This is a genomic window from Aestuariibaculum marinum, assembly GCF_014596975.1.
GTDB lineage: Bacteria > Bacteroidota > Bacteroidia > Flavobacteriales > Flavobacteriaceae > Aestuariibaculum > Aestuariibaculum marinum.
This window is the reverse complement of sequence record NZ_JACVXD010000001.1, coordinates 726,973-753,922: the sequence shown is the minus strand read 5'-3', so window position 1 is coordinate 753,922 and position 26,950 is coordinate 726,973. Positions and strand designations below refer to the sequence as shown.

The window sequence follows — 26,950 nt, the reverse complement described above, 5'->3', positions numbered from 1 at the left end:
ATATATTGAAACGTGAAGTATTAAATTTTTTAAATCCCAATAAAAATAAAAGCTAAATGTTTCAATATGCTGTAAATTCTTAAGTGAGAGGTTCCTGTTAAGGAGATGCTAATTTACGAAATAACAGAGGTTTACATGAAATAAAAGACATGTAAGTTATTAACAAATGTTAATAAATATCCTTCCTAAAAATCATTTTTAAAAGTTAGTCTATGCTGATTGTAAAGATTATTTTTGCCGTATGAAATTAGTAGACTATACCAAGGAGTTTAAATACAACTGGAAACTGGCGGCTCCCGTAATGTTAGGTATGCTTGGGCATACGTTTGTAAGTTTTATAGATAACATTATGGTTGGTCAGTTAGGAACAGCAGAACTGGCAGCTGTATCCCTTGGAAATAGTTTTATGTTTATCGCCATGTCCTTAGGTATTGGTTTTTCTACAGCTATCACACCATTAATTGCAGAAGCCGATGCTGCCAAAAATTTTGTTGATGGAAAGTCATCATTTAAACATGGTTTGTTTTTATGTACGGTTATAGGGATTATATTGTTTTTGCTGTTACTTTTAGCAAAACCGCTTATGTATCTCATGAAACAACCGGTTGAAGTGGTAGAACTGGCTATTCCGTATTTAGATTTAGTAGCCTTTTCGTTAATTCCTTTAATTGTATTCCAAGGGTTTAAGCAATTTAGTGATGGCTTATCTATGACCCGCTATCCCATGTATGCCACGATAATAGCAAATGTGGTTAATGTCGTTTTAAACTATCTCTTAATCTTTGGTAAATTCGGTTTTCCAGAATTAGGCATTGTTGGTGCAGCTTATGGAACCTTAATTTCCAGATTTGTTATGGTCGCTTACATTTACCTTTTATTAAAACGGAATAATAAATCTAACGGATATGTGACTCAAATCAAGTTATTTGTTTTAGATAAACTGGAATTGAAGAAAATATTGAATCTTGGTGCACCAAGTGCTATGCAAATGTTTTTTGAAGTCGCCATATTTACAGCAGCAATCTGGCTAAGTGGTCTTTTAGGAAAGAATCCGCAGGCAGCAAATCAGGTAGCTTTAAATTTATCGTCTATGACCTTTATGGTAGCTACCGGTCTTAGTGTCGCAGCGATGATTAGAGTAGGAAACCAAAAGGGATTAAAACATTACATCGATTTACGTCGTATTGCGTTTTCTATCTTTTTATTAGGGAGTATTCTGGCGTTTTGTTTCGGACTTATGTTTTTCGCATTACATAACCATTTACCTAAATTGTATGTTGATTTTGATGATGTAAAAAATCTGGTCGATAATACCGAAGTAGTCTCTATCGCGTCAAAACTATTAATAGCAGCTGCGATTTTTCAAATTAGCGATAGTGTACAGGTGATTTTCTTGGGAGCACTACGAGGCTTACAAGATGTTAAAATACCGACGATTATAACATTTATATCGTATTGGCTGATTGGATTTCCAATAAGCTGGTTTTTGGGTAAGGAAGATGTTTATGGTAGTTTTGGAATCTGGCTAGGTTTATTGGCTGGATTAACTACAGCCGCTATTTTATTATATATTCGGTTCAATTATTTAACGAAAACCTTAATTTTGTCTAATAACTAAAAATATACCATGTCTCTACCTAAATTTATACTTGGCGATAATACAGAATACCCGAATGCTATTTTTGTAATTCATACCGAATTTCCTAGATTTATTATAAATCTGGAGAATGATGAAGTTGAGTGGTTCGAAGAGTTTGATGCCGAAGATCAAAAAGAATTAGAAACTGAAACAGAAAACGCTATTAAATTAGCTACCGATTTTTACGACAACGAAATTGCTAAATACGAAGAATAATCGCGTTAAGGGTAGCAGTCGTATCCTTTACTTTTTCAAGTAACGATGCTTAATGCTAGGAATAAAGGATTGGTTTAAAACTAAGTTTCGGAGTTTTAAGATCTTGATTGTTGAGTAAAGATTACGAATCCCAAACGAATGCGAAGTATTAGTAACAACCCAAATACACATTAATGATCGATAAACTTATACAGTTAGACACCGAGTTATTTTTATTTTTAAATAATTTAGGGACACCTGCTTGGGATGCACTTTGGTTAGCCATTACAGCTAAATTAACCTTTGTACCGTTGTATGCTATTCTATTGTATTTATTATATAAAAAGTTTGGCTTACGTTCCTTATTAATCTTCGTCGTGGTAATTGCCTTGATGATCACCTTTACCGATCAGGTGACCAATTTATTTAAACGTACATTTGAACGGCCTAGACCTTGTCGTGCCGATGGTGTTATGGATCAAATGCGCTTTATTGCTGTACGTTGTGGTAAGTATGGTTTCTTCTCCGGGCATTCATCAAATTCTATGGCAGCAGCTGTTTTTGCAGGCTTAATGCTTAGACCCTATTACAAAAACTTAATTTTTATTCTGTTGTTTTGGAGCGCCATTGTAGCCTACAGTAGAATTTATGTAGGGGTACATTATCCGTTAGATATTATTTGCGGATTGGCCTTTGGTGCTATTTCAGGATTTATGTTCTATAAGTTGTCTCTTTATTTACTGAAGCGTTTTGGTAAGACTGAAAACTAATTTTTAGTCTTAATATTCAAGATATATTCAGCAGCGGCAAACGGCGTGGTTTTATTTTTCTCAATCAGTTTTAACTGTTGTTCTAATTCGTTTTTTACGGTTTTATTATTAAAGAACGAACTAGTTAATGAGTTTTTTATAGTTTCCGTAAGCCAAAATGTATTCTGCTCGTTTCTTTTTATAGAGAAGAAATCATTCTTGGAAGTTACTTGAAGATATTCCTGAATAATTGACCAAACGTCTTCTATGCCTTTGTTTTCAATAGCACTGCATGTGCTTACTTTAGGTATCCATCCTGATGGCTTTTCGTTGTATAAATGAAGTGTTTTTTTAAAATCTGAAGCTGTAGATTTAGCCAAGTTTAGGTTTGCCCCGTCGGCTTTATTGATGACAACGGCATCAGACATTTCAAGAATACCACGTTTCATTCCTTGTAATTCGTCACCTGCTCCGGTAAGTTGTAAAAGCAGAAAGAAATCAACCATGCTGTGAACGGTAGTTTCACTTTGTCCGACACCTACCGTTTCAATTAAAATAACATCGAAACCTGCAGCTTCACAAAGAATAATGCTTTCTCTGGTTTTTCGTGCAACGCCTCCCAGTGTGTCGCTTGCAGCCGACGGACGTATAAAAGCATTTTTATTCTTTACCAACGTTTCCATTCGGGTTTTATCACCTAAAATACTACCTTTAGTAATACTGCTACTCGGGTCTACAGCCAATACAGCCACACGTTTCCCAATTGAAGTTAAAAATGAACCAAACACTTCAATAAAGGTACTTTTGCCAACACCAGGAACACCGGTTATACCAATTCTAACAGACTTGTTGGCATGTGGTAAACATTTTTTTAAAAGTTCATTGGATTTTTGAGCGTGCTCAGGGAGGGAGCTTTCAATAAGGGTAATACTTTTACTTAAAATCGTAATATCCCGGTTTAAAATACCTGATAATAAAGTGTCTACATCAGTAGTGTTTTTTCGGTTGCTTTTAATTTTAGCAATAGAAGAAGCGTTAGTAGTTTCAGAATTTGAAACTCCTTGATTTTCTTGTAACGCCGATGTTTTGTGTTTTACCAAAATTGAACAATTAAGGTATAAGTTACAAAAAGGGAATTAATTTTTGAGAAATTATTCTTTTAAAGGGACCTGAATTTTTACATCATCCCAGGCCATAGTTAAAAACAGGTTATCGGTAGAATTATCGAAGGCGATTGTAAATTGCTCTACGACAGAATCAATATTTTTTACCGGAACATCAATATTAATCACATCGTAATTAGGGTCCCACATAGGTTTCATTTCAGAATTTACACCCCATGAATATTGTTTCGAATTGAAAATAACCGTCCAAACACTGTCTTTTGGAACAGTCCATAAGGTATATTTTCCTGCGGGTAACGAAAATCCGTCTACATGTAATTCTGCGTTAGTTTCAAAGGTGGTAGCCTCATTCGCACCTGTACGCCAAACCTGATTGTAAGGCACTAAGGCACCAAATATATCACGTCCCTTTTTATACGGTCTGTTATAAAACACTTCTAATTCTAAATCGTTAAGTTTAAATTCTACTGTGTCTTTAGGACTCAGACGTTTAGCGAAAATATTTTCTACAAATACAGTGTACAGAAGTAAACCTAGGGCAATAATCGAAAAAAGAATTAAAACGCGTTTTAAAAAGATGTTCATGAAATAAATTGTATTTGAAAATCAAATATACTTTAAAAAGTAATAATTAATAAAAATTCAAACGCACATTTCTGTCTTTTAGTTTTATTTTAAGAAAAATATTTAATGTTTTTTGCAACACTTTAACTTTTTAGTCGTCTTTATAAATGAACTAACTTAAACCAAAAGTCAAAACCAGCATGTTTCAAGCCGATATCATTGAACAATGCAAACAAAACAATCGTAAGGCACAACTGCAGTTGTACAACCAGTACTGCGATGGTATGTATATTGTTGCCAAACGATTTTTAAAAGATGCCAGTGATGCTGAAGATGTGGTTCAGGAAGCTTTTATAAAGGCTTTTTCAAAATTACATCAGTATAAAGCAGAAGTGACTTTTGGAGCTTGGTTAAAACGTATTGTCGTAAATAAGAGTATCGACTTTTTAAAATCTAAGAAACAACAATTGGTTGAATTAGAAGACGTCCATTTAAAAGTAGTTGATGCTCCGCAAGATGACAAATGGTTAGTAGACGACGCTATTACATTATGCGATGTAAAACGCGCCATTAGCAATTTACCGGATAAATACCAGTATGTGGTGATGCTTTATCTTATAGAAGGATACGATCATCAGGAAATTTCAGAAATTTTAGATATATCCGAAGTAGCATCACGAACACAACTATCCAGAGGAAAAGTAAAATTACAAGAACTATTAACACTTAAACAAAATGGCACGAGACATTAGAGATTTATTTAGAGAAGAAGAGGTTGTAAAAGCGTCTATGCCTGAAAATCATGAAGCTCGCTTTTTAGAAAAGTTAGATCAAGCTATGCCGGTATCAAAACCTAAATACAATTGGTTTGGTATAGCAGCCAGTGTTATTGTTCTGTTAGGTTTCAGTTTCTTGACGCTTAAGTTTTATAATTCTAATGAAATACAAGTTGAAAATACTCCCGGAACTATGGTTAATTCAACAACTACAGAAGTTAAAACTTTGGGAGATGTCTCACCAGGTCTTAAAAAAGTAGAGGACTATTATTTGGCAAGTATCAATTTAGAATTAGCAAAAATTAAATATACGCCAGATACTAAAGAACTTTTCGATGGTTACGTAAAACAATTGGAGGAGCTTGATAAAGAATATCAGCGTTTATCAGAAGAATTAACCAATTCGGGTCCGAGTGAATTAACCGTTAATGCGCTAATTGATAATTTAAAATTTCGTTTAAACCTGTTATATCGACTTAGAGCACAGTTACAGGAATTAAATTTATCAAATGAATTTGACAATCAAAATCAATCCATCTAAAAATCAAAAAATGAACAAATCAATTATAAACAAGGCGCTTTTCCTATTAAGCTTTTTTATAGCAGGTCATGTGATTGCTCAGGAAAAGCAGACCAAGTTATCGCAATCCATTAATGTCGATAAAGACGTTACAGTAAATTTAAATACCAGTTACAGTAATATTGTTATTGATACCTGGAACAAAGATGTTGTAGAAATTGAAGCTTACATTGAAGGAGAAAAATTAAGTAAGGAAGAGTTAGCAAAAGCTTTAAAAGCCTGGAATATAGATGTAGATGCAACAAAAAGTGAGGTTACCATTTCCACCAAAGGAAATGCGCATCAGGTGTGGGCATACAAATACAGTACAGGAGATGACAACGAAGCTATTCATACCGTAATTAAAGAATTAAAATTCGAGCTGGCAGATATGCCGGAAGTTCCAAAATTTGTGGTTATACCAGAGATTCCGGAAATTCCGCCATTACCGGAGATACCTGAAATGCCTGAACTACCAGTATTGCCAGAAGGTGTGGGTAAAGTACATTTCGATTATGAAGCTTATAAAAAGGATGGTGAGAAATATTTAAAGGAATATACCAAGCAGTTTGAAAAAACATTCGGAAAGGATTATGAAAAGAAAATGGAAGCATGGGGAGAAAAATTTGAAAAAGAATGGGGAAAAAAATATGCGAAACAAATGGAAGAATGGGGTGAGCGTTTTGCAGAGCAAATGGAGCGTGATGCTAGTAAACGAGAAGCTGATGCCGAACGAATTTCTGTAGAGATGGAAAAACGTTATGCTAAACAGCAAGAGGAACGGGAACGAGCTATGGAAATCCGTATGAAGGAAAGAGAAAAGCATATGGCCAAGCGTGAAAAACATCTGCAGGAGCGTGAACGATTGGCTGATGAGAGACGTGTGGTTATTGAAAAAATGGTAAGCGATAAAACCATGTCAGGAGTTAAAAAGATCATCAAAATTAAATTGCCTAAAAAAGCAAAATTAAAGGTTAATGTTAGACATGGTGAAATTGAGTTTGCTTCGGCAGTAGATAATTTAAAAGCGAATTTAGAATATACCAAATTTAAAGCTAATAGCATTAATGGGAGTCAGACTTCCATTAATGCTTCTTATTCACCTGTTGTGGTTACGCATTGGAATGTTGGTAACTTAAATTTAAATTATGTAAAGAAGGCTAGTATAAATAATGCGAAGCAATTGGTGATAAATTCAAACTCATCTAATGTGGTTATCGATAATTTGGAAGGTAGTGCTATTATTAACGGATCGATTGGAGATTTAAAGATTGTTAAAATTGATGATTCCTTTTCTAATTTAAATGTAATGCTTCAAAATAGTGATGCTACAATTGTGTTGCCCAACGTAGAGTATAGTTTGCAATATGTTGGTAATCATTCACGATTTAGTCACCCAAAAAAAACAACCCCAAACAATGTATCCAGCTTCTCGACAGGAAACCTGAGTAGCGGAAAAAATATTGTTGTCAATGCGAAGTACAGTACTGTAGATATGAAGTAAGACCTACTTAATCTTCCATTTCCTTTTCACAAGAGTTTATAATTTGTTTTACATCGGTTTTATAATCAAACCATAATGCATTTTCGGTTTTTTTAAACCAGGTAAGTTGTCGCTTTGCAAAGCGTCTGCTATTCTTTTTTATCTCAGAAACAGCAAGGTCTAAATCCCATTCACCTTTTAAATAGTTGAAAATTTCTTTATAGCCAACGGTATTTAAGGCGTTTAAATCTTTGTACTTTAATAGATTTTTAACTTCGTTTAGTAAGCCTTCTTTCATCATAATATCTACGCGTTGGTTTATACGATCGTAAATAATTTCTCTGTCGGCTGTTAGTCCAACGGTGATGGTTTTAAAAGGTCTTTTGTTTTTTTCTTTATTTAAAAATGAAGAGTAGGGTTGTCCGGTACCAATGCAAATTTCCAGTGCTCGAATCACACGGTGTGGGTTATCAATAGCAATAGTATTATAAGCAACAGGATCTAATAATTTCAATTGTTCCTGTAAAGTTTGCAGACCTTTAGTTTCTAAATCATTGTTTAGTGATGCTCTAATGGAAGGGTCTACATCCGGGAAATCGTCTAAGCCTTTTATTACGGCATCTACATAAAGCCCAGAACCACCAACCATAATAACTACATTATGAGTTTTGAAAAGGGATTCTAAACAGGATAGTGCATCTTTTTCAAAAGAACCAACACTGTAATTGTCTTGAATGGATTTATGATGGATAAAATGATGCTTTGCAGCGGCCAATTCTTCTGAGGTTGGAGCCGCGGTACCAATCTGCATTTCTTTAAAAAACTGCCTGGAATCTGCTGAGATAATTTCCGTATTAAAATGATTAGACAGTTTAATACTTAGTGCGGTTTTCCCAATGGCTGTCGGCCCGATTATAGAAATTAAAAATTTACTCATCGTTTAATTTATGACCGCAATGATAACAAAATTCGGCGTCATCTCTATGGTTTTCTGTAGAGCAGTTTTCACAAACTTGTGTGTTTAAGTGTAAAGGGGGTTTTACTTTATCTTCCTCTTTTTTATCTTTTTTACTTTGACTAGTGTATTCGGCAGAAACAATTCCGGTAGGTACAGCAATAATGCCATAACCCAAAATCATGACCAGAGATGCAATAAATTGCCCAAGAGGGGTTTGTGGTGCAATGTCTCCAAAACCAACTGTGGTAAGCGTTACAATACACCAATACACACTTTTAGGGATGTTTGTAAAGCCGTTTTCCTCACCTTCAACCAAATACATTATTGTGCCAAGAATAATTGCAATAATAACAACTGTAAATAGAAATACAGAAATTTTAGCACGGCTTGAACGTAATGCAGAAAGTAATCGTAAGGAGGCTCCTAAATAGCGCGCCAATTTTAAGATTCTAAAAATACGTAATAGACGCAATGCTCTTAAGGCCGCCAAGGCGTGAATGCCTCCAAAAAACAGAGAAATATATTTTGGGATGGTCGATAATAAATCAATGATACCATAAAAGCTAAAAATATATTTAAATGGTTTTCTAACGGTTATAATTCTGGCTATATATTCAATACTGAATAATATAGTGATAATCCATTCTGAGATATTTAGGATACTATGGTATTTACTATCAATACTTTTAACACTTTCCAGCATCACCAATAAAATACTCGCCAGAATAACAATGAGCAAAACCACATCGAATAGTTTTCCGGCAGGCGTATCGGCTTCATAGATAATTTCATGAAGTTTGGTTCGCCATTTTTTATCTTGTGGTTTATCCATAGAATTAAAGATAAGGGATTGAAGCTATCTAATCAAAGTTAATAACCTTCAATCTTTTATTTTTTCTTAAATAACTTTGAATAATATGTTGGGTGTCTCTATTATTTTGCATGGGAGTAATAATAGATTGAAGAATTTCTAGATTATTTATCTGGTAATTTAGATTAAAAAATCCAATACCTTTAAATACGCCGTTTTCAATTAAAATAGCACTGCGTTCATCAATATCACGGCCTCTGTCAATGATGACCATGTTTTGGTTAGCATAGCTGCTTTTTGCTATTAATTTATAAACACGTTCGTTGTAACTTTCAGGTGATTCTTTACCTATACAAGCACCGTTACATTCTTTAATATCGTAATTAAAACAACTGGTTTTGGTTTGGTAAATTCCGGTTAGTTTCTGGCATAGATTATAGTCTTCAACCGCATGATTTATAAAGCTTTTTCCGCTATCTCTGTTGCTAAATGTAGTAATAGGTTTTTTGCGACCATCGGCAATATCAATTTTTAGGTTGATGTAGCCGTTATCATCTGTAAAACTATAAAGCGCATGCGTAAAACGGGTTCGACGAAGTGCCCGGTTAAATTTAGGCTTGATGGTTTTTATCGCTTCACTTTCCTTTAAAAGCGCAACGAGTTCACTACCGGTAGTTTCGTAACTTACCGAATCGACTAAATTCTGTATTTGTTTAGATTTACGATTGGTGTTTGTAAAGTGCTGATTAATCCGCTTTTTTATGTTTTTACTCTTCCCGATATAAATAATGTTGCCTTCAGCATTATGAATATAATAGACGCCAGTTTCAGAAGGTAAATCGGCTAAAATATCTAAATGACGAGGTTCGAGCTGATGCTTAGGATTTAGTTTAATAGATTGCTGAATAATACTTTTAGAGCTGTCTTTATCCAGCAATAATTTGAAAAGTTTAAGTGTAGCCAGTGCATCACCGGAAGCTCTGTGACGATCGCTTACCGGAATTCCCAAAGACCTTACTAATTTACCTAAGCTGTAGGAAGGTTGCCCCGGAATAAGCTGTTTAGAAAGTTCTACAGAACACAGAGACGGACGAATGTAGTCGAACCCTAAACGTCTGAACTCTGTTCCTAAAATACGATAATCGAATTGTGCGTTATGAGCCACCAGAATGCAATCTTCGGTAATTTCCACAATACGTTTCGCTATTTCATAAAATTTAGGCGCGTTACGCAGCATGTTGCTATTAATACCTGTAAGGTTAACGACGAAAGGTTGAATTTCTCGCTCCGGATTTACAAGACTGATAAATTGATCGACAACTTGATGACCATCGTATTTATAGATTGCAATTTCGGTAATGCCTTCCTCATTATACTTACCGCCAGTAGTTTCTATGTCTAATATCGCGTACAAATACTCTCCTTAAGTTTTAAGCTTGAAATGTCTTAGTTGTAGTTTCGTTCCCCAAATATACTACTTCCAACCCGAATCATGGTACTTCCGCAGTCAATTGCTAATTTATAATCGCCGCTCATGCCCATACTTATAATTTCTAGTTTACAGTTAGGGGTTTCAATGGCTTTTAAAACATCGAAAGTATTTTTTAAACTAGTGAATTCTTTTTGTATTTGGGCCGTGTCATCGGTAAATGTGGCCATACCCATAACACCAACAACTTTTATATTTTGTAATTCTGAAAAAGCTTCCGATTGTAATATTTCCGACGCTTCCGTTGCTGTCATTCCAAACTTACTATCTTCTTCAGCAATTTTTATTTGAAGTAGGCAGTTTATGGTTCGTCGGTACCTGGCCGCTTGTCGATTTATTTCATTAAGCAGTTTAAAATTGTCTACACCGTGAATTAAACTCACAAAAGGTGCCATGTACTTTACTTTATTACGCTGTACATGACCAATCATATGCCATTGAATATCTTTAGGCATAATGTCGTGTTTTTCGACCATCTCCTGAATTTTATTTTCACCAAATATGCGTTGTCCTGCATTATAAGCCTCCATTAAGTCAGGAACAGGTTTGGTTTTCGATACTGCTACAAGGGTAACGTGTTCAGGTAAACTCGATTTTATATGATTAAGGTTTTGTGGTATTGACATGGTATTGAACTATAAATAGCTGAAAATTTATTTTAAGAACTGAGCCGAAATGGTTTCAGCCTTTCTACTCTCTGAATAATCGTAAAATCCTTCACCAGATTTTACACCTAATTTTCCGGCACGAACCATATTCACTAATAATGGACAAGGCGCATATTTAGGGTTTTTAAATCCGTCGAACATCACATTTAAAATGGATAAACAAACATCTAACCCGATAAAATCGGCCAATTGTAATGGTCCCATGGGGTGTGCCATGCCTAACTTCATAACGGTATCAATTTCAGAGACACCAGCAACACCGTTATATAGTGTTTCAATAGATTCGTTAATCATAGGCATTAAAATGCGGTTAGCTACAAATCCAGGATAATCGTTAACTTCAACAGGAGTCTTTCCTAAATTCGCTGAAAGTTCCATAATGGTTTCCGTAACTGCATCACTGGTACTGTAACCGCGAATCACTTCAACCAATTTCATAATAGGCACTGGATTCATAAAGTGCATGCCAATAACTTTATCTGGTCTTGATGTTACTGCAGCAATTTGAGTAATAGAAATCGATGAGGTATTGGTTGCCAGAATTGTTTCTTCGGCGCAAGTTTTATCTAATTGTTTAAAAATGTTAAGTTTTAAGTCGATATTTTCAGTCGCTGCTTCAACCACTAAATCGGTTTGTTTTACGCCTTCTTCAATACTTAAAAAGGTGGTGATGTTTGATAACGTTTCACTTTTTTCACCTTCAGAAATAACGTCTTTAGCAATCATTCTGTCTAAGTTCTTTGAAATGGTCGTTAAACCTCTTTCTAAGGAAGCTTCATTAATATCTACAAGATTAACTTTATAACCGTTTTGAGCGAAGGTGTGTGCAATACCATTGCCCATAGTACCGGCACCAATAACTGCAATATGTTTCATTTTTAAAGGGTTTGTTATCTGTTAAATACATAAATAGTTTGATATTAATAATACCAAACTATTTATGATTATAAAATGATGCTTAATTAAAAGCAGTTTATAATTTGAGTTGCCACGCGCAATGCTTCGGTGCCGTCATGTAATGTAACAATCGGTGCTCTGTCGTTATTTATAGCATCGGCGAAGGTATTTAGTTCGTCTAAAATAGAATTGTTATTATCAACATGAGGATTATCGAAATAGATTTGCTTTTTCTCGCCTTCGGCATTTTGAAGCACCATATCGAAATCACCAGGATGTTCCGGGGCGTCTTTCATTTTTACGACTTCACATTTTTTCTCAAGAAAGTCAACTGATATATAAGCATCTTTCTGGAAGAATCGCGCTTTGCGCATTTTTTTTAATGAAATTCTACTTGCGGTTAGGTTAGCAACACAGCCGTTTTCGAATTCTATACGGGCATTGGCAATATCAGGCGAATTACTGATCACTGCTACGCCGCTGGCACTAATATGTTTTACCTTTGATTTTACCACACTTAAGATGATGTCGATATCGTGAATCATTAAATCTAAAACCACAGGTACATCTGTTCCTCTTGGATTAAACTCCGCTAAACGATGCGATTCAATGAACATCGGAGCGTTAATTTCATCTTTAACGGCTAAAAAGGCTGGGTTAAAACGCTCTACATGTCCTACCTGACCTCTTAGTTTATTTTCAGCTAAAAGCTCACGGATATGCTCGGCTTCTTCAACTGTATTGGTAATGGGCTTTTCTATAAAAATGTGCTTACCTTTAGCAATGGCTTGTTTGGCGCAGTCGTAGTGAGATAGGGTAGGTGTTACAATATCGACCATATCAACTGCATCGATTAGCGCATCGACAGAATTGAAAAATTTATAACCGAATTCGGCTTCTACTTTTTTGCCGTTTTCTTCGTTGGCATCATAAAAACCAACAAGTTCATATTTATCTGATTGATTTAGAAGTTTTAAATGTATTTTTCCTAGGTGACCAGCACCAAGTACACCGGCTTTTAGCATAATAGTAATAGGTTTTCAACAAAAATAAGATAATTAAAGTATGAATATCATTATTCGTGGCTAAAATTTTCTTCTGAATTATTTAAGCGGAAATTCTATAAAAATAATTTTCAGCTTTAAAATGTTTGACTAATTTTAGCCTTGACAAACACCAGCAAATATTGAACGATACTTTTAGACATAAGGGATTACGCCAGCAATTGGTTAATGTGTTAATAGACAAAGGAATAAAAAACGAAGCCGTTTTAAAGGCTATTGGTAAGATACCGAGACATCGTTTTATGGATTCTGGTTTTTTAGATCATGCTTATGTAGATAAGGCCTTTCCTATTGCTGCCGATCAAACTATTTCACAACCTTATACGGTAGCTTTTCAAACCGAATTATTGAATGTAAAGCGAGAAGATAAAATTCTTGAAATAGGTACGGGTAGTGGGTATCAAACTGCCGTATTACTGGAATTAGGAGCACGTGTTTACACTATTGAGCGCCAAAAGGAGTTGTTTAAAAAAACCAGTAAGTTTCTACCTGAATTGGGCTACCGCCCCAAGAGTTTTATTTTTGGAGATGGTTATAAAGGTTTACCTCAGGAAGCGCCATATGATGGTATTATTGTCACAGCTGGAGCACCTTTTGTACCAAAACCATTATTGAGTCAGTTGAAAGTAGGAGGCAGGTTAGTGATTCCTGTTGGTGAAGATGTTCAAATTATGAATTTGTTTATTAGAAAAGGTCCCAAAGAGTTTGAACAGCACGAATTTGGTGAATTCCGTTTTGTGCCATTATTAGAGGATAAAAATTAGATATAAAAAGCGGATGTTTTAAAAGTGATTATAGAACGTCATTGCGAGAAATTTTTATTTCGAAGCAATCTTATTAATCAGAAATTTAATTTCAAAAGATTCCTTCATTTCATTCGGAATGACGACTTTCACTTTTAAAACAACTACTTTAATTTTATACGATAACTTTGTTACTTAGTTACAGTTTCAAACCCATCAATACCATCAACAACCGGTAATGTTAAGGTTGTTCCATCTAAGTCAACTGTTAATTCAGTACCTGGTTTTGGGTGAAGTGTAAATTCTTTATCACTTGAGAATATCATTAATCCGATTTGCTGCCCAGCTCTGATAATTTGGTCATCGGGCATTAAATCGAAAGTTACTTCGTAAAACTTCCCCGGTTTTAATGGCTCACTTTCTCTAATAGATTTATGGTTTTGAGGGTCTGCCCAACCACGGGTAATAATGTTATCTGTAATTTTTACTTTGCCTTCATCCCAAGGTAAGGACACTAACCAAACCGATAAGTTTGCAGCAGGTTTATTACTTGCTAATTTTACAGTGACTTGAGGAACACCTGAAATATGAAGATCTTTTGAAAGTTTAGGGGTAATGTAAAGAAGACGATTTTTAGAAGTTTCAGCTTTCGCTAAAGAGGCGCCATCATTATTAACATCGTCAATTAAAGTTTCTTTACCTTGTTTTTTTGAAGCGTCGGCACTTAAACCTCCTTTAGAAGGATTCCCTTTTGCTAAATGCAAAGTTACTGGCTTAGCTTCCGGATTTGGAAAATCGGCGTACGGCGTAGGTGCAGATTGTTTGTCGTTTTCTCTAACAATCCATGCTTTGTTGCTTTCATTTTCTACTCCGTTATCAATACCGAATAAATAATGCGTAAACCAACGGTTCATCATCTCAACAGGAGGTGGCCCACCATGCCCGTTTTGATGATAATAGATTTGGGTTTCCAAGCCCATGTCTTTAGCCTTTTTATAAATTCGGTAACTATGCTCAGGCATCACGTTCCAATCGTTAAATCCGTGGGACATTAGTAAAGCCGCTTTCATTGGTTCCATATCGTTTAAATAATCACGACCGGCCCAAAAATCGTTGTAATCACCGGTTATTCTATCCTGATATTTTCTAAGAATAGAATCTCTAACAAATTGATTGTTATGCGCTCTTTTGGCTTCATCACCACTGTGAATAAATTCATAAAGCACATCAATATCTTCACCTAAATAACCTCCTGGCGAGCGTACAAGCCCGTTAGAACGGTAATAATGATAATATGATGTATTCGGTGCTACAGGAATAATAACTTCTAAACCTTCAACACCGGTTGTCGCTGCCGCTAAAGGAAGGGTGCCGTTATATGAAGTCCCGGTCATACCAACTTTCCCTGTTGACCAGTACGCTTCAACGGTTTCGTTTCCGTAAGGTTCGGTATAGCCTTTTGCACGTCCGTTTAACCAATCGATTACTGCTTTAGGGGCTAAGGACTCATTGTCGCCACCAACTGTTGGTGAGCCTTGTGATAAGCCGGTTCCAGGGGATGAAGAGTGTACTACAATGTATCCACGAGGTACCCAGGTTCTAATCTGAGAGTTCGATATGATAGGACGTTCACCAATTCTGGTAACTACCGGATGTACGTGATCTTTTGGGGTTTCACCTAACTCATGGTTTACATCCCAAAAAATACCGTCAATATCAGGTGCTACACCGGCATAATATGGGCTGGACTCATAAATAACGGGAAGTTTTAATCCTTCGGTTTCTGTTTGAGATGGTCTGGTAACATCTACATGCATCCGGTCGAGTTTACCATCCCCATCGGAGTCAAAAGTTGTTTCTACCCATAAATCGTGACGAATCCATTTACTGGGGTTGCTAAATGCTTCATTAATTTGAGCTTCACCATCTTTAAAAACAGGTTCAGCTTTTTGACCATACGTCAGAGATGCCGAAAAAAAAATGCTCATTAGGATAGAGCATTTTAAGGCGTTGTTTAATTTCAACATGTATTAAGATTTTTGTTTTGGTAAGTATGTTCTTGGTATTGGTGTTCTTCGGGTTTCTTGTGCCCAGTATACATTTAATATCCACCAGCGTTTACCATCATTATATAGCTGAATGCTGTTAATGCCTCTCATAAAAGGCTCTTCATCTTCCTTGCTTTTAAAAGCTTCATAGGTACTGAACACCTGAGACATATTGCCGAAGGTATTTGAAGTGCGATGAATTTCCCTTTCATGAAAACCATGTTCCACCATCCATTTTCCTGAGTTTTTTATGTAGTCTCCAGGGTTCATATAATTCACCATAGCCTCACGCATTTGGTTTTTTCCCGAAGCGATTAATTTAGCATTAGGGTAGAATAAGAATTTAAAAAGATCCCAGTTGCGCTCTTCACCTTGGTCTCCTGAAATGACATCGTATAAAGTACGTACAATATTATCTATGGTTTGTACATTTTGAGTATAATCAGGGGCTGTGTTTTCTTCTTCTGGAGCTTCGTCCTGAGCAAATAATGAAATGGATAGGGCGCTAAAAAGAGCGAACAATATGAGTTTTTTCATTCTATTGGGTATAAAATCAAGCCTAAATATAGACCTTTGGTTTTTAATATGTTGTTAAACGCTTCTTAAAAATTTTAAGTATGATCTAAGTGGTTTTTTACTTATAAGCTTTCTTAATTCTGTCTAGATTACGTTTGTTATCACGGTCTTTAATGGTCTCGCGTTTATCGAATAATTTTTTACCTCTGGCAAGGGCGATATCCATTTTAGCAAAACCTTTGTCGTTGATAAACAAACGCAGCGGTACAATTGTAAGTCCGGTGCTTTGAACTTCTTTTTGTAGTTTCTTTAGTTCGCGTTTATTTAAAAGTAACTTACGTTCTGCTTTTGGTCTGTGATTATAGTAGTTCCCAAAGGCATATTCTTCAATGGTCATATTAATAACAAAAAGCTCACCACGATCGTTAAATTCGCAAAAACTTTCAGCAATAGAAGCTTTGCTGTTTCTAATAGATTTTATTTCGGTGCCCGTAAGTACAATTCCGGCAGTGTACTTGTCCAGTATTTCGTATAGGAAACGGGCTTTCTTATTTTGTATGTTAATCTTTTTCTGCATCACGCACAAAACTACATAATTTTACTTGAAAAATGTGATAAGAAAAGGCATCAAAGATTACCAAAAGTATAAACTATATTATCTTTTTTAATGGTATCGATTTATGAAGAAGTGTTTTATTAAGAATTCATAGTAAAACCGACTTTTAAGGTTACTTGCCACATGGCTACCTGTCCGTCTTCTATGTTTCCTCGTGTCTCAATCACTTCAAACCATCTTAAATTATGTATTGATCTTGAAGCTTTTTCTAAAGCATTTTGTATGGCATCGTCACTCGATTTATCTGATGTGCCAACGATTTCTATCTTCTTGTAGATATGTGCATCCATGATTATTTATTGTTTTAAGATTATCTATATAAGATACAAAAAATTAACGAATCAGTTACTTAATTAAGTATCACTACTTAATTAATACTTAGTTTTTGTTAAGTTTTGTTTGAATAAAAGTAGTACAGTTATTGTTTTATTGAAATATTAATAATTAGTGTTATAAAAATGATAAAATCACCTTATAAAGGATTGTTTTTTATTGTCTTCCCATAAAACATTTGTACTTTTGAACTCTGATTTGCTTAAAATTTTTAATGAGAAATTTTTTATTTTTTACACTTCTATGTGTTTTAGCAAAATTACAGGCGCAAGAACATGGAGGCATAATAGGAGTTAAAGCTGGAACTAGTATTTCCTCTTTTAAAGGGGATAGTGATTCAGAATTTTCAAGTAGAGCTTCTTTTTTGGTAGGAGCTATGATTGAATCAAAAATTTCTGAAAGACTTTTTTTGCATCCTGAATTTGTTTTGTCCTCACAAGGGGCAAAATATAAGCATGATTCTATTGATGAGGAATATAGGTTAAGTTATATTAATATTCCCATTTTAATTGGATTTCAAGTTTCAGAAAGAATATGTTTTGTTACTGGACCTCAATTAGGTGTTTTGTTGTCGGCGAAAGGTGAATCAGAAGGTCAATTAGATCAAGATATTAAGTCTTTTTTTAATGACACAGATTTAAGTTTATCTGCTGGTTTAAGTTATAAGTTTTTAAGTGGCTTAAATCTCTCTGTTAGATATAATTTAGGTTTGAAAAATATTGTTAATTCTAATCTAGATTCATTTAGAGGTGAATTAAAAAATAGAGTTTTTCAAGTTGCATTAGGTTATTATTTTAAAAATAGAAAATAGAATTATGAATTCATACGATGTAGCCGTTATCGGCTCGGGTCCTGGAGGATATGTTGCAGCTATCCGTTGCGCACAATTAGGCATGAAAACTGCCCTTATAGAAAAGTATAGTACATTAGGCGGAACTTGTTTAAATGTAGGTTGTATTCCAAGTAAAGCATTATTAGATTCGTCTCATCATTACGAAGATGCGATTAAGCATTTTGAAGAGCACGGTATTGAAATCCCTGGAGATGTCAAGGTGAATTTAGAGAAAATGATTGCGCGTAAGCAAGCAGTTGTTGATCAAACTACAGGAGGTATTGATTTCTTAATGAAGAAAAATAATATCGATGTGTACCATGGTTTAGGAAGTTTTAAAGATGCTACGCATATTACTATTGCTGGCGAAGAAACTACAGAAATCGAGGCGAAAAACAGTATCATCGCTACAGGAAGTAAGCCGTCAAGCTTACCATTTATCAATATCGATAAAGAGCGTATCATTACTTCTACCGAGGCTTTAAAACTTAAAGAAATTCCAAAACACTTAATCGTTATTGGTGGTGGTGTTATTGGTTTAGAATTAGGTCAGGTATACAAGCGTTTAGGTGCTGAGGTGTCTGTGGTTGAGTTTATGGATCGTATCATCCCAACTATGGATGGTGGTTTATCGAAAGAACTTAATAAAGTTTTAAAGAAACAAAAATTCAAAATTAATACTTCTCATAAAGTAAAATCTGTAGAACGTGTTGGTGATGAGGTTATCGTTAAAGCAGATAATAAAAAAGGAGAAGAAGTTGAATTTAAAGGGGATTACTGTTTAGTATCTGTTGGACGTCGTCCATATACAGATGGATTAAACGCTGAAGCTGCAGGCGTAAAATTAACAGACCGCGGACAGATAGAAGTTAACGATCACTTGCAAACCAGCGCTTCAAACATATACGCGATTGGAGATGTTGTTAAAGGGGCGATGTTAGCGCACAAAGCTGAGGAAGAAGGTGTATTTGTGGCTGAAACAATTGCAGGACAAAAACCACATATCGATTACAACCTAATTCCTGGTGTAGTTTACACGTGGCCGGAAGTTGCTGCTGTTGGTAAAACAGAAGAGCAATTAAAAGAGGCAGGTGTGGCGTACAAAGCAGGTTCGTTCCCAATGCGTGCTTTAGGTCGTGCCAGAGCAAGTATGGATATCGACGGATTTGTAAAAGTATTAGCCGATAAAGAAACCGATGAAATTCTAGGGGTACACATGGTAGGCGCTCGTGCAGCCGATATGATTGCGGAGGCCGTAGTTGCTATGGAGTTCAGAGCATCGGCTGAAGATGTATCTCGTATGTCTCATGCACACCCTACTTTTACAGAGGCTATTAAAGAAGCGGCTTTAGCGGCGACTGAAGATAGAGCCTTACATATGTAATTGTATAGTTATCAATATAGATTAAACCCTTTTACGTTTTAGTGAAAGGGTTTTTTGTTTTAAAGACAGTTTACAGTCTATTAAAATTAAATAAATAGTTTCTCACAGTTTGTGTAAGAACAAGGTGTGGTAAATTGATATATGTCAACAGATAGGTGAAAAAGAAAGCGACTTTTATTGAGGTTGCTTTTTTTTTGTAATTTTTTTAAAAAAAATGTGACTTATCTGTTTGGGTTGTGTCTCAATAAAAAAGAAAATAATAAAATAGCAGCAAGCATACCTTGAAAATCACCAATATTAGTACCGGTTTATCTGATGAGGATCTTGTTAGCGCCATTGTTAAAACCAATGACACCCTATTATTTGAAGTGCTCTATGATAGATATGCGATGCTGGTTTATAATAAATGTTTAAGTTTTTCAAAAGATGAAGATGAAGCAAAGGATTTAACCCAAGATGTATTCTTAAAGCTTTTTGTAAAGTTGTCTAGTTTTAAAGGAACCGCAAAATTTTCAACCTGGTTATATGCTTTTACCTATAACCATTGTGTAAATTATGTAACGAGAAATACGGCTAAAAAAATAGAGAAGCAGGCAGTAGATCATTACGATATCGAAAATATTACCGATGATCATTACGATGAAGACTTTAGTCAGTTAAAAGTAGATAAACTAAAAGATGCATTGAACTTAATTTCTCCTGATGAGAAAATGATTTTACTCCTAAAATATCAAGATTTTTTAACTATTAAAGAAATTGAGAGTGTATTAGGAATCGGTGAAAGTGCGGTTAAAATGAGAATTAAACGTGCCAAGGAAAAGCTTTTAACAGTATATAATAACCTTTGATAATGGATAATCCGTTTCAATATATTAACAAGCCCCTAAAGGAAGTCCCCCCAGAACTTAAGTCTAAGGTGATGAACGATATCGCCGTAGCTAAACTACTTATGGAAATGGCGAGTTTGTTCTCTTTCGATATCGCGAAGGTTATAGAGCATACCGTAAAACAACGTAAAAAATAATGTAACAAACATAACACCTAAAAAACCTAACGCTAAAAAATAAACATGGATAAACTAATGGAATGGAATGATAATGTGATGCATTCATTATCGACTATGACAAACGAAATAGCCAAGGTGGTGCCTAATTTACTTGGTGCTCTTGCGGTTTTAATTATAGGATGGTTAAGTATTAAATTAATCGTATTTGTAGTTAGACGGGGACTAAAGTTTGCTAAAGTAGATAAATTAGACGATAAACTAAACGAGATACAATTTCTTGGAAACAGTAGCCTCAATTTCGATGTAATCAATATCATTACCAAATTCGTCAAATGGGTGATGTATTTAATTATCGTTATCGTCATAACCGATATTTTAAATCTTACCATTGTTTCCGAAGAGATTAGAAACTTTTTACGATACATTCCGCAGTTATTTTCTGCATTAATCATTTTTACCATTGGGCTTTTACTGGCTAATTTCATAAAAAAGGGAATTCAATCCTTTTTTGATTCTATGGATCTGTCTGGAGCTAAGTTCATCAGTCAGGTTGTCTTTTTAGTGTTATTGGTTTTTATATCCATTACCGCTTTAAATCAGGCCGGTGTAGATACCGAGATTGTTACAAGTAATATTACTTTAATATTAGGAGCGTTTTTACTGGCATTTGCTATTGCTTTTGGTTTAGGGGCGCAACGTGTGGTAAACGATTTACTAAGGGCTTTTTATGCCAGAAAAACCTATGAAGTAGGACAGGTTATAGAATTCAACGATATAAAAGGTGAGGTAGAGCGTATAGATAATACCTCAATCACGCTAAAAACATTAACAGGAAAATTGGTTATACCAATAAAAGATATAGTAGAGAGTCAAGTAAGAATACGGGAATAACTTTAAGTTAGGGTTAAAATTTGGTTGGTTACTTTTCTGTAATCCGAACGTTCTTTGCTCATCCCTTTCCATTTATTTGGAAAGGGATTTTTTAATTAGTATTAATTAGTAAATTAGCCTCACTATTTATGTATATATGAACAGGTCGTATTTAGAATTGCATATAGCTATTGTATTAGCTGGATTTACCGGGTTGTTTGGTAAGTTAGTAACACTAAATGAAATGTTACTGGTGTTTTATCGGGTTTTATTTTCTTCTGTAGTGTTATTGGTGCTTTTAAAGTATATCCAACGCCATAAATCCACGGTGTCATTCTGGAGTAAAACAAATGGCCTGATGTTGGCTAATGGTGTGTTGCTAGCCTTACACTGGGTATTCTTTTTTGGAAGCATAAAAGCCTCTACAGTGTCCTTGGGGATTTTGTGTTTCTGTCTGACTAGTTTTTTCACAGCGTTGTTAGAGCCTTTGTTAAACAAAAAACGTTTTTCAATTCGGAATCTGGCTTTGAGTGCTTTGAGTTTAGTAGGTATTGCGTTAATATTTGGTTTCGATAGTTCCTACCGCTTGGGCATTGCACTCGGGGTTATTTCTTCGGTGTTTATTTCGTTGTTTACAATTTTCAATGAGCGTTTCATTCACAGGCACGATACCATAAAAGTCACTACTTTTCAAATGGTTGGAGGGGTAATAGGGCTGGGGATCATTATTCTTTTGTTTTCGCAGTTTACAGATTTTGTATTTCAATTACCAAACACGTCAGATTTAGGTTATTTGCTAATTTTGTCGCTGTTCTGTACGGTACTCTTGTGTTTATTGCTTAATAATGCCTTACGTCACATCAGCTCGTTTACGGTTAACCTGAGTTTTAATTTAGAGCCTATTTACACCATAATTCTTTCCGCGATTTTGTTTAATGAAGCAGCCGATTTTACGCTCTCTTTCTGGTTTGGTTTAAGCCTGATACTTTCATCTATTGTTTTGCAAACGGTGTTTGCCAGAGCTCATCGTAAGCGTATTAAATCTGAATCATTAGCTAACATTTCAAGCTGAGGTATTTTGTTTTAGATGTTGTTATTTATTTTTCTACGTATTAATTACGTATTTATTTAGTTTTTTATGCGCTAAATCTATTGATTTTACTGCGTTTTAGCAGGTTTGTCTGATTTTCTACTTAAAAAATATTTAAATTATCTTTGTTTCTAAGTAAATATACTTATATATTTGCTTCCGTAACGTAATAATTACGTATTTCTGTTTTAGGTTTTAAAATACATTGGTATGAAAGTGACACAAGGCGCAAATAAAACGTTGTTTATTAATACTCTGGCATTTACATTTTGTTTTGCAGCGTGGCTATTGAATGGTATTCTAGTAACGTTTCTCGCAGATAATCAGGTGTTTGATTGGAGCGCTGTAGAAATAGGATGGTTAATAGGTATTCCGGTGTTAACAGGGGCTATTTTTCGTTTACCGGCAGGAATTTTAACAGATAAGTTAGGTGGCAAGCCTGTGTTTGCCGGCTTACTTATTATTTGCGCCATACCAATGTATCTTCTGTCTTATGCCAATGGGTTTTGGTCCTTTGCCTTATGTAGTCTTGGATTTGGAATTACAGGAGCTAGTTTTGCTGTAGGAATAGCGTTTTCCTCTATCTGGTACCCAAAAGAAAAACAAGGCATTGCTTTGGGGATTTTTGGAGCAGGTAACGCAGGAGCTGCCATAACAACACTTATAGGACCTAAACTATTGAATTATTTAACCGACGACAAAACCAATCTGGATGGATGGCGCATGATGCCAAAACTGTATGCAGGATGTTTGGTGCTGATGGCGATTATATTCTATTTATCAACAACCAATAAGAAGCCGGCATCCAGTACTAAGAGTTTATCAGGCATGTTACAGCCATTAAAAAGTGTTCGTGTATGGCGATTCGGATTGTATTACTTTTTAGTCTTTGGTTGTTTCGTAGCTTTTGCTGGATGGCTCGTGCCATATTATACAAACGTTTATGCTTTAGATTTGGCTACAGCCGGATTGCTGGCCTCATGCTTTAGTTTGCCCTCAGGTGTGATTAGAGCCTTTGGTGGGTGGCTTTCGGATAAGTTTGGAGCAAGAAAGGTGATGTATTGGGTGTTGGGCACATCGGTGGTGTTAAGTTCGGCATTAATTATTCCCAGGATGGATATATATGCTGCAGGAAAAGGTATTATGGCAAAGGCATCGGGTGAAGTTACTGAAGTTACAGATACGTATATAAAGGTAAATGATAAGACTTATCCTGTGCGTCAACGTAGCAATGCGTTAGCAGAGGAGAATGAAGCGTTTCACGTGTTCCCTGTAAAGGAATCGTGGCAACAGGTACGCGTGCAAGTAGGTGATCAGGTTAATAAAAAAGAGTTATTGGCTGAAGGAAAAACACATATTTACTTTCAGGCTAACGTTTGGATTTTCGCAATTATAGCTATTATAATAGGATCGGTTTGGGGGATAGGCAAAGCTGCTGTTTATAAACACATTCCAGATTATTTTCCTGAGGAAGTTGGCGTTGTAGGCGGTATGGTTGGCGTGCTTGGTGGTTTAGGCGGCTTCTTTTGTCCAATACTGTTTGGGTATCTGTTAGAGGGCACAGGGCTTTGGTCGAGTTGTTGGATATTAATGTTAGTCTTGTCTTCGGTATGTTTAATATGGATGCATAATGTAATACGAAAAATGACAAATAAAGCAACACCATCATTGGTTAATAAATTTGAGAATAATGTAGATTAAAGTTGTTTCAGGTGTTGCAGAATAAAAAGTCATCTTGTTGGGTTAGTCCAAGATGGCTTTTTGTGTTTTGTGCTTTTTGTTCCTCGACTGCGCTCAAGGTGACAAAGAGGAGAGAGGGTTATTCATTAAATTGTAAACGCTGTTTGCCCATCTAATATCAAATGCTTAGGGTGGTGCTGGTAATAATGATATCATGTGATCCTGAAACAAGTTCAGGATGACAAGGTGGTTGTGTTTTTTAGAGATGGCTTTTTGTGTTTTGTGCTTTTTGTTCCTCGACTGCGCTCAGGGAGACAAAGAGGAAAGAGGGTTATTCATTAAATTGTAAACGCTGTTTGCCCATCTAATATCAAATGCTTAGGGTGCTGGTAATAATAATATCATGTGATCCTGAAACAAGTTCAGGATGACAAGGTGGTAGTGTTTTTTAGAGATGGCTTCGCTCTGCTCGCCATGACGTTACAATCGTCATTACGAGAAGGATACGACGAAGTAATCTTTTTAATTTTAGTTATTTTTTAGAGATGGCTTTTTGTGTTTTTAGGAGGTTTAAGAAGGGCATTGCGTACCTGATAGCCTATAAAATAAATAGCCGTTTCTTATTCAAGAAACGGCTATTAAGTTTTGTTAAGTATAGTTTGTTTTAAAAAATATCATTTAAGACTTTGGCTAACCGAATGCCAGCAATTTGTAACTGACTTCTAACAGTTTTAAAGTGATTGTAAGAGTAGCGGTATCTTAAGTTTTCGTTAGGTTCTACAGAAGCGTAAACCTCTTTGGTGATGTCATGCGTTTCGTTTACCCAATCTACAATAGTGCCTTCCTGAAGAGCTTTTATTTGTTTTTTAGTTAATGCATCTGCATTATCGGCAAGTTCATCATAGCCCATATTGTATTCTTCAATCATATCAGAATCCCAAACGCGGTGTAGGTTGGTATCTTTGTAAAACCATTGTAATTTAACATCATTTCCGCCTTTATCTTCAGCTAAGCCAACATGCATAGGCTGGTGTAAATCTCCCATTAAGTGAATGAGCATTTTTAGGTGGAAAGCTTTATCTTCATCAGTAGCAGTCTTATCTAATAACACCGCTTTACAGGTTTCTATTCCGGTAACTAAGTCGCCTTCCGGATTTTTTTCTGAAGTTTCATAGCTTTGGTCGAAAGGCATATTTACATAATGCCAGGTGTAATATTTGTTGTAGGCTTTATCAGATTTAATTTCATCGCCATAGGTAGAAGCAAAAGCCAGAGAATGTTGTTTTAGCAGACGTTTTACTTCTCGTTTCGCTTTTCCTTTTAAGTATTTCTGAGCAATTTCTCCAACCACACGGTGGCCGGTAGCTCCCCAGTCATCAACAGTAGAAGCATTAAGGTTAACTGTATGCACGCATAGTATTGCGGTAATAAAATAAAGAGCAAGGGATTTCATAGATATCTGGATTTTGTATTGTTATTTGGGTTTATTCTGGTCGCGACGGTCTTCAACATCTGATAGATGCAAACCTTTTTCGCGTATGTAATAGTTGTTTTTAGGGCTTCCTATAATTTGTGACGCATATACTCCCGAATGTCCGGAGAACAGATATGCTGTGCTACAGGCTAAGGCAATAAATACCCCAGATTCGATACCGAAAAGTTCTATACCCATTATGGTACACGCAATAGGGGTGTTGGTCGCTCCGGCAAATACGGCTACAAATCCCATACCGGCCAGTAAGCCCATAGGCAATGGAATAAACCATATTAAGGCATTACCAAGCGTAGCGCCTATATAAAATAATGGGGTTACCTCTCCGCCTTTAAAGCCAGCGCCAAGTGTGAACGAGGTAAACAGGACTTTTAACAGGAAATCGTATGAGTTTAAGTCGACACTAAAGGCATCAACAATGGTTGGAATACCTAAACCAATATATTTTGTAGTTCCCATAAGGTAAATGGCAATCGCTAATACAATACCACCAATAACCGGACGTAACGGCGGATAGCTAATATATTTTTTAAACAGGTCTCCCCAGAAATGTGTGGATTTCGAAAATAGCATGGCTACCAGCCCAAATATAATTCCTGCTAACAACGCCCATAAAATGTTTAATGGCGTCATTTCGGCAACGCTATCTATATGATAATGCGTGTGGGGTACACCCCAGACACGACAAAAATAATCGGCAAAAACGGCGGCCATAAAACTGGGTATGATGGCATCTAGGCGTAAACGCCCTAAAATAAGGACTTCCAAAGCAAAAATACCACCTGCTAAAGGTGTTCCAAATACCGAAGCAAAACCAGCACTAATACCGGCAATTAAAATTATTTTTCTATCGCGTTTAGAGAGTTTTAAAATTTTAGTGAACTGGTCTGCAATAGCGCCACCAATCTGTACAGCGGTTCCCTCACGACCGGCCGATCCACCAAATAAATGGGTAACAATGGTCCCGAAGAGCACCAAAGGCGCCATTTTAAACGGGATAATTTTTTTAGGGGTATGGAATTCTTCCAATAAGAGGTTATTGCCTTTTACCACGCTGCTGCCAAAGAGGTGGTAGGACAGTCCGATAATGAATCCACCCAAAGGTAATAACCAGATAATCCATAGATTCGATTCTCGGTAATTGGTAGCCCACTCTAATGCGGTTAGGAAAAAGGCTGAAACACTACCGGCCAGAGCTCCCAGGACCAAACAAATGAATAACCATTTGATAAGATAGAGTAGCGAAGGAATCTGTTCGAAGGCAAAAAGCTGTTTCTTAATATTGGTTAGGTTCATACGTTGCAATAAGACACAAATATAAATGAAATAATACATTATTATAAACCAAAGCAGGTTAGGGTTTT

29 protein-coding genes are annotated in these 26,950 nt (G+C 35.7%); 15 read left to right on the top strand and 14 right to left on the bottom strand.

Annotated elements, in window-relative coordinates:
- The first annotated feature begins 241 nt into the window (after positions 1-241).
- From ICJ85_RS03380 to ICJ85_RS03370, 3 genes are all read left to right on the top strand, one after another.
- Positions 242-1,618 carry an MATE family efflux transporter gene (locus tag ICJ85_RS03380; RefSeq protein WP_188222353.1) on the top strand — a complete coding sequence of 459 codons (1,377 nt, stop codon included), beginning with the start codon at positions 242-244 and terminating at the stop codon, positions 1,616-1,618.
- Positions 1,619-1,627: 9 nt separating this feature from the next.
- Complete coding sequence (locus ICJ85_RS03375) at positions 1,628-1,855, top strand: hypothetical protein (protein WP_188222352.1); 228 nt, start codon at positions 1,628-1,630, stop codon at positions 1,853-1,855.
- A gap of 173 nt (positions 1,856-2,028) precedes the next feature.
- A complete protein-coding gene (locus ICJ85_RS03370) occupies positions 2,029-2,604 on the top strand; it encodes a phosphatase PAP2 family protein (protein ID WP_188222351.1) in 576 nt (191 codons plus the stop codon).
- On the opposite strand, the gene meaB is transcribed toward ICJ85_RS03370, so the two are convergent.
- Entirely contained in the window at positions 2,601-3,683 is a 1,083-nt protein-coding gene (gene meaB, locus ICJ85_RS03365) for a methylmalonyl Co-A mutase-associated GTPase MeaB (protein ID WP_188222350.1), read from the bottom strand. The two genes, ICJ85_RS03370 and meaB, sit on opposite strands and share 4 nt — an antisense overlap.
- Positions 3,684-3,734: 51 nt before the next feature.
- Complete coding sequence (locus ICJ85_RS03360) at positions 3,735-4,292, bottom strand: DUF2911 domain-containing protein (protein ID WP_188222349.1); 558 nt, start codon at positions 4,290-4,292, stop codon at positions 3,735-3,737.
- Positions 4,293-4,471: 179 nt separating this feature from the next.
- Between ICJ85_RS03360 and ICJ85_RS03355 the strand changes: the two genes are divergently transcribed.
- From ICJ85_RS03355 to ICJ85_RS03345, 3 genes are read left to right on the top strand one after another with little or no spacing between them, the layout of a single operon-like run.
- A complete protein-coding gene (locus tag ICJ85_RS03355) occupies positions 4,472-5,023 on the top strand; it encodes an RNA polymerase sigma factor (RefSeq protein WP_188222348.1) in 552 nt (183 codons plus the stop codon).
- Positions 5,007-5,588 carry a hypothetical protein gene (locus tag ICJ85_RS03350; RefSeq protein ID WP_188222347.1) on the top strand — a complete coding sequence of 194 codons (582 nt, stop codon included), beginning with the start codon at positions 5,007-5,009 and terminating at the stop codon, positions 5,586-5,588. Before ICJ85_RS03355 ends, ICJ85_RS03350 begins: the two co-directional genes overlap by 17 nt.
- Before the next feature lie 10 nt (positions 5,589-5,598).
- Positions 5,599-7,110 (top strand): hypothetical protein, encoded by a 1,512-nt coding sequence (locus ICJ85_RS03345; RefSeq protein ID WP_188222346.1) that lies wholly within the window; start codon positions 5,599-5,601, stop codon positions 7,108-7,110.
- 7 nt (positions 7,111-7,117) lie between these two features.
- Here the strand turns inward: ICJ85_RS03345 and miaA are convergent, their stop codons facing one another.
- The 6 genes from miaA to ICJ85_RS03315 form a co-directional block, all read right to left on the bottom strand.
- Positions 7,118-8,026 (bottom strand): tRNA (adenosine(37)-N6)-dimethylallyltransferase MiaA, encoded by a 909-nt coding sequence (gene miaA / locus ICJ85_RS03340; protein WP_188222345.1) that lies wholly within the window; start codon positions 8,024-8,026, stop codon positions 7,118-7,120.
- Complete coding sequence (locus tag ICJ85_RS03335; RefSeq protein ID WP_188222344.1) at positions 8,019-8,879, bottom strand: ion transporter; 861 nt, start codon at positions 8,877-8,879, stop codon at positions 8,019-8,021. Before ICJ85_RS03335 ends, miaA begins: the two co-directional genes overlap by 8 nt.
- Before the next feature lie 28 nt (positions 8,880-8,907).
- Positions 8,908-10,272 (bottom strand): exonuclease domain-containing protein, encoded by a 1,365-nt coding sequence (locus ICJ85_RS03330; RefSeq protein WP_188222343.1) that lies wholly within the window; start codon positions 10,270-10,272, stop codon positions 8,908-8,910.
- A gap of 32 nt (positions 10,273-10,304) precedes the next feature.
- Entirely contained in the window at positions 10,305-10,973 is a 669-nt protein-coding gene (locus ICJ85_RS03325) for a YggS family pyridoxal phosphate-dependent enzyme (protein WP_188222342.1), read from the bottom strand.
- A gap of 27 nt (positions 10,974-11,000) precedes the next feature.
- Positions 11,001-11,891, bottom strand: coding sequence for a 3-hydroxybutyryl-CoA dehydrogenase (locus ICJ85_RS03320; protein ID WP_188222341.1), 891 nt, complete (start codon positions 11,889-11,891; stop codon positions 11,001-11,003).
- Positions 11,892-11,977: 86 nt separating this feature from the next.
- Positions 11,978-12,937 (bottom strand): Gfo/Idh/MocA family protein, encoded by a 960-nt coding sequence (locus ICJ85_RS03315; protein WP_188222340.1) that lies wholly within the window; start codon positions 12,935-12,937, stop codon positions 11,978-11,980.
- 161 nt (positions 12,938-13,098) lie between these two features.
- Here ICJ85_RS03315 and ICJ85_RS03310 point away from each other — a divergent pair, with 161 nt between their 5' ends.
- Positions 13,099-13,740 carry a protein-L-isoaspartate(D-aspartate) O-methyltransferase gene (locus ICJ85_RS03310; RefSeq protein ID WP_188222339.1) on the top strand — a complete coding sequence of 214 codons (642 nt, stop codon included), beginning with the start codon at positions 13,099-13,101 and terminating at the stop codon, positions 13,738-13,740.
- Between the two features lie 170 nt (positions 13,741-13,910).
- Here ICJ85_RS03310 and ICJ85_RS03305 read toward each other — a convergent pair whose 3' ends face one another.
- The 4 genes from ICJ85_RS03305 to ICJ85_RS03290 form a co-directional block, all read right to left on the bottom strand.
- Positions 13,911-15,707: a Xaa-Pro dipeptidyl-peptidase gene (locus ICJ85_RS03305; RefSeq protein WP_241739480.1), complete on the bottom strand. Its 1,797-nt coding sequence runs from the start codon at positions 15,705-15,707 to the stop codon at positions 13,911-13,913.
- A gap of 42 nt (positions 15,708-15,749) precedes the next feature.
- On the bottom strand, positions 15,750-16,304 hold the full coding sequence (locus tag ICJ85_RS03300) for a hypothetical protein (RefSeq protein WP_188222337.1): 555 nt from the start codon (positions 16,302-16,304) through the stop codon (positions 15,750-15,752).
- Between the two features lie 97 nt (positions 16,305-16,401).
- Positions 16,402-16,860, bottom strand: coding sequence for an SsrA-binding protein SmpB (gene smpB / locus ICJ85_RS03295; RefSeq protein WP_188222336.1), 459 nt, complete (start codon positions 16,858-16,860; stop codon positions 16,402-16,404).
- 119 nt (positions 16,861-16,979) lie between these two features.
- Positions 16,980-17,189, bottom strand: coding sequence for a dodecin (locus ICJ85_RS03290; protein ID WP_188222335.1), 210 nt, complete (start codon positions 17,187-17,189; stop codon positions 16,980-16,982).
- A 257-nt stretch (positions 17,190-17,446) separates the two neighbouring features.
- Between ICJ85_RS03290 and ICJ85_RS03285 the strand changes: the two genes are divergently transcribed.
- The 8 genes from ICJ85_RS03285 (at position 17,447) to ICJ85_RS03250 (ending at position 24,637) form a co-directional block, all read left to right on the top strand.
- A complete protein-coding gene (locus ICJ85_RS03285; protein ID WP_188222334.1) occupies positions 17,447-18,043 on the top strand; it encodes a porin family protein in 597 nt (198 codons plus the stop codon).
- Between the two features lie 4 nt (positions 18,044-18,047).
- The gene (lpdA, locus tag ICJ85_RS03280) at positions 18,048-19,448 is read left to right on the top strand and encodes a dihydrolipoyl dehydrogenase (protein WP_188222333.1); all 1,401 of its coding nucleotides are present in this window, start codon (positions 18,048-18,050) and stop codon (positions 19,446-19,448) included.
- A 281-nt stretch (positions 19,449-19,729) separates the two neighbouring features.
- Positions 19,730-20,296, top strand: coding sequence for an RNA polymerase sigma factor (locus ICJ85_RS03275; protein ID WP_194420794.1), 567 nt, complete (start codon positions 19,730-19,732; stop codon positions 20,294-20,296).
- A gap of 2 nt (positions 20,297-20,298) precedes the next feature.
- On the top strand, positions 20,299-20,472 hold the full coding sequence (locus ICJ85_RS03270) for a hypothetical protein (RefSeq protein WP_188222332.1): 174 nt from the start codon (positions 20,299-20,301) through the stop codon (positions 20,470-20,472).
- 45 nt (positions 20,473-20,517) lie between these two features.
- Positions 20,518-21,345 carry a mechanosensitive ion channel family protein gene (locus ICJ85_RS03265; protein WP_188222331.1) on the top strand — a complete coding sequence of 276 codons (828 nt, stop codon included), beginning with the start codon at positions 20,518-20,520 and terminating at the stop codon, positions 21,343-21,345.
- A 136-nt stretch (positions 21,346-21,481) separates the two neighbouring features.
- Positions 21,482-22,396 (top strand): DMT family transporter, encoded by a 915-nt coding sequence (locus tag ICJ85_RS03260; RefSeq protein ID WP_188222330.1) that lies wholly within the window; start codon positions 21,482-21,484, stop codon positions 22,394-22,396.
- A 228-nt stretch (positions 22,397-22,624) separates the two neighbouring features.
- Entirely contained in the window at positions 22,625-24,115 is a 1,491-nt protein-coding gene (locus tag ICJ85_RS03255) for an MFS transporter (protein ID WP_188222329.1), read from the top strand.
- 384 nt (positions 24,116-24,499) lie between these two features.
- Positions 24,500-24,637 carry a hypothetical protein gene (locus ICJ85_RS03250; RefSeq protein WP_188222328.1) on the top strand — a complete coding sequence of 46 codons (138 nt, stop codon included), beginning with the start codon at positions 24,500-24,502 and terminating at the stop codon, positions 24,635-24,637.
- A 121-nt stretch (positions 24,638-24,758) separates the two neighbouring features.
- On the opposite strand, the gene ICJ85_RS03245 is transcribed toward ICJ85_RS03250, so the two are convergent.
- Together ICJ85_RS03245 and ICJ85_RS03240 are read right to left on the bottom strand one after the other, a co-directional pair.
- Positions 24,759-25,547, bottom strand: coding sequence for a S1/P1 nuclease (locus ICJ85_RS03245; protein ID WP_188222327.1), 789 nt, complete (start codon positions 25,545-25,547; stop codon positions 24,759-24,761).
- A gap of 21 nt (positions 25,548-25,568) precedes the next feature.
- Entirely contained in the window at positions 25,569-26,882 is a 1,314-nt protein-coding gene (locus ICJ85_RS03240; RefSeq protein WP_188222474.1) for a voltage-gated chloride channel family protein, read from the bottom strand.
- Between the last annotated feature and the right edge of the window lie 68 nt (positions 26,883-26,950).

What these genes read in the sequence shown, in the direction of transcription:
- ICJ85_RS03380 (WP_188222353.1), top strand. Translation starts at nt 242, where the DNA reads ATGAAATTAGTAGACTATACCAAGGAGTTTAAATACAACTGGAAACTG.
- ICJ85_RS03375 (WP_188222352.1), top strand. Translation starts at nt 1,628, where the DNA reads ATGTCTCTACCTAAATTTATACTTGGCGATAATACAGAATACCCGAAT.
- ICJ85_RS03370 (WP_188222351.1), top strand. Translation starts at nt 2,029, where the DNA reads ATGATCGATAAACTTATACAGTTAGACACCGAGTTATTTTTATTTTTA.
- ICJ85_RS03360 (WP_188222349.1), bottom strand. Translation starts at nt 4,292, where the DNA reads ATGAACATCTTTTTAAAACGCGTTTTAATTCTTTTTTCGATTATTGCC.
- ICJ85_RS03355 (WP_188222348.1), top strand. Translation starts at nt 4,472, where the DNA reads ATGTTTCAAGCCGATATCATTGAACAATGCAAACAAAACAATCGTAAG.
- ICJ85_RS03350 (WP_188222347.1), top strand. Translation starts at nt 5,007, where the DNA reads ATGGCACGAGACATTAGAGATTTATTTAGAGAAGAAGAGGTTGTAAAA.
- ICJ85_RS03345 (WP_188222346.1), top strand. Translation starts at nt 5,599, where the DNA reads ATGAACAAATCAATTATAAACAAGGCGCTTTTCCTATTAAGCTTTTTT.
- miaA (WP_188222345.1), bottom strand. Translation starts at nt 8,026, where the DNA reads ATGAGTAAATTTTTAATTTCTATAATCGGGCCGACAGCCATTGGGAAA.
- ICJ85_RS03335 (WP_188222344.1), bottom strand. Translation starts at nt 8,879, where the DNA reads ATGGATAAACCACAAGATAAAAAATGGCGAACCAAACTTCATGAAATT.
- ICJ85_RS03325 (WP_188222342.1), bottom strand. Translation starts at nt 10,973, where the DNA reads ATGTCAATACCACAAAACCTTAATCATATAAAATCGAGTTTACCTGAA.
- ICJ85_RS03320 (WP_188222341.1), bottom strand. Translation starts at nt 11,891, where the DNA reads ATGAAACATATTGCAGTTATTGGTGCCGGTACTATGGGCAATGGTATT.
- ICJ85_RS03315 (WP_188222340.1), bottom strand. Translation starts at nt 12,937, where the DNA reads ATGCTAAAAGCCGGTGTACTTGGTGCTGGTCACCTAGGAAAAATACAT.
- ICJ85_RS03305 (WP_241739480.1), bottom strand. Translation starts at nt 15,707, where the DNA reads ATGAGCATTTTTTTTTCGGCATCTCTGACGTATGGTCAAAAAGCTGAA.
- ICJ85_RS03300 (WP_188222337.1), bottom strand. Translation starts at nt 16,304, where the DNA reads ATGAAAAAACTCATATTGTTCGCTCTTTTTAGCGCCCTATCCATTTCA.
- smpB (WP_188222336.1), bottom strand. Translation starts at nt 16,860, where the DNA reads ATGCAGAAAAAGATTAACATACAAAATAAGAAAGCCCGTTTCCTATAC.
- ICJ85_RS03290 (WP_188222335.1), bottom strand. Translation starts at nt 17,189, where the DNA reads ATGGATGCACATATCTACAAGAAGATAGAAATCGTTGGCACATCAGAT.
- ICJ85_RS03285 (WP_188222334.1), top strand. Translation starts at nt 17,447, where the DNA reads ATGAGAAATTTTTTATTTTTTACACTTCTATGTGTTTTAGCAAAATTA.
- lpdA (WP_188222333.1), top strand. Translation starts at nt 18,048, where the DNA reads ATGAATTCATACGATGTAGCCGTTATCGGCTCGGGTCCTGGAGGATAT.
- ICJ85_RS03270 (WP_188222332.1), top strand. Translation starts at nt 20,299, where the DNA reads ATGGATAATCCGTTTCAATATATTAACAAGCCCCTAAAGGAAGTCCCC.
- ICJ85_RS03265 (WP_188222331.1), top strand. Translation starts at nt 20,518, where the DNA reads ATGGATAAACTAATGGAATGGAATGATAATGTGATGCATTCATTATCG.
- ICJ85_RS03260 (WP_188222330.1), top strand. Translation starts at nt 21,482, where the DNA reads ATGAACAGGTCGTATTTAGAATTGCATATAGCTATTGTATTAGCTGGA.
- ICJ85_RS03255 (WP_188222329.1), top strand. Translation starts at nt 22,625, where the DNA reads ATGAAAGTGACACAAGGCGCAAATAAAACGTTGTTTATTAATACTCTG.
- ICJ85_RS03245 (WP_188222327.1), bottom strand. Translation starts at nt 25,547, where the DNA reads ATGAAATCCCTTGCTCTTTATTTTATTACCGCAATACTATGCGTGCAT.
- ICJ85_RS03240 (WP_188222474.1), bottom strand. Translation starts at nt 26,882, where the DNA reads ATGAACCTAACCAATATTAAGAAACAGCTTTTTGCCTTCGAACAGATT.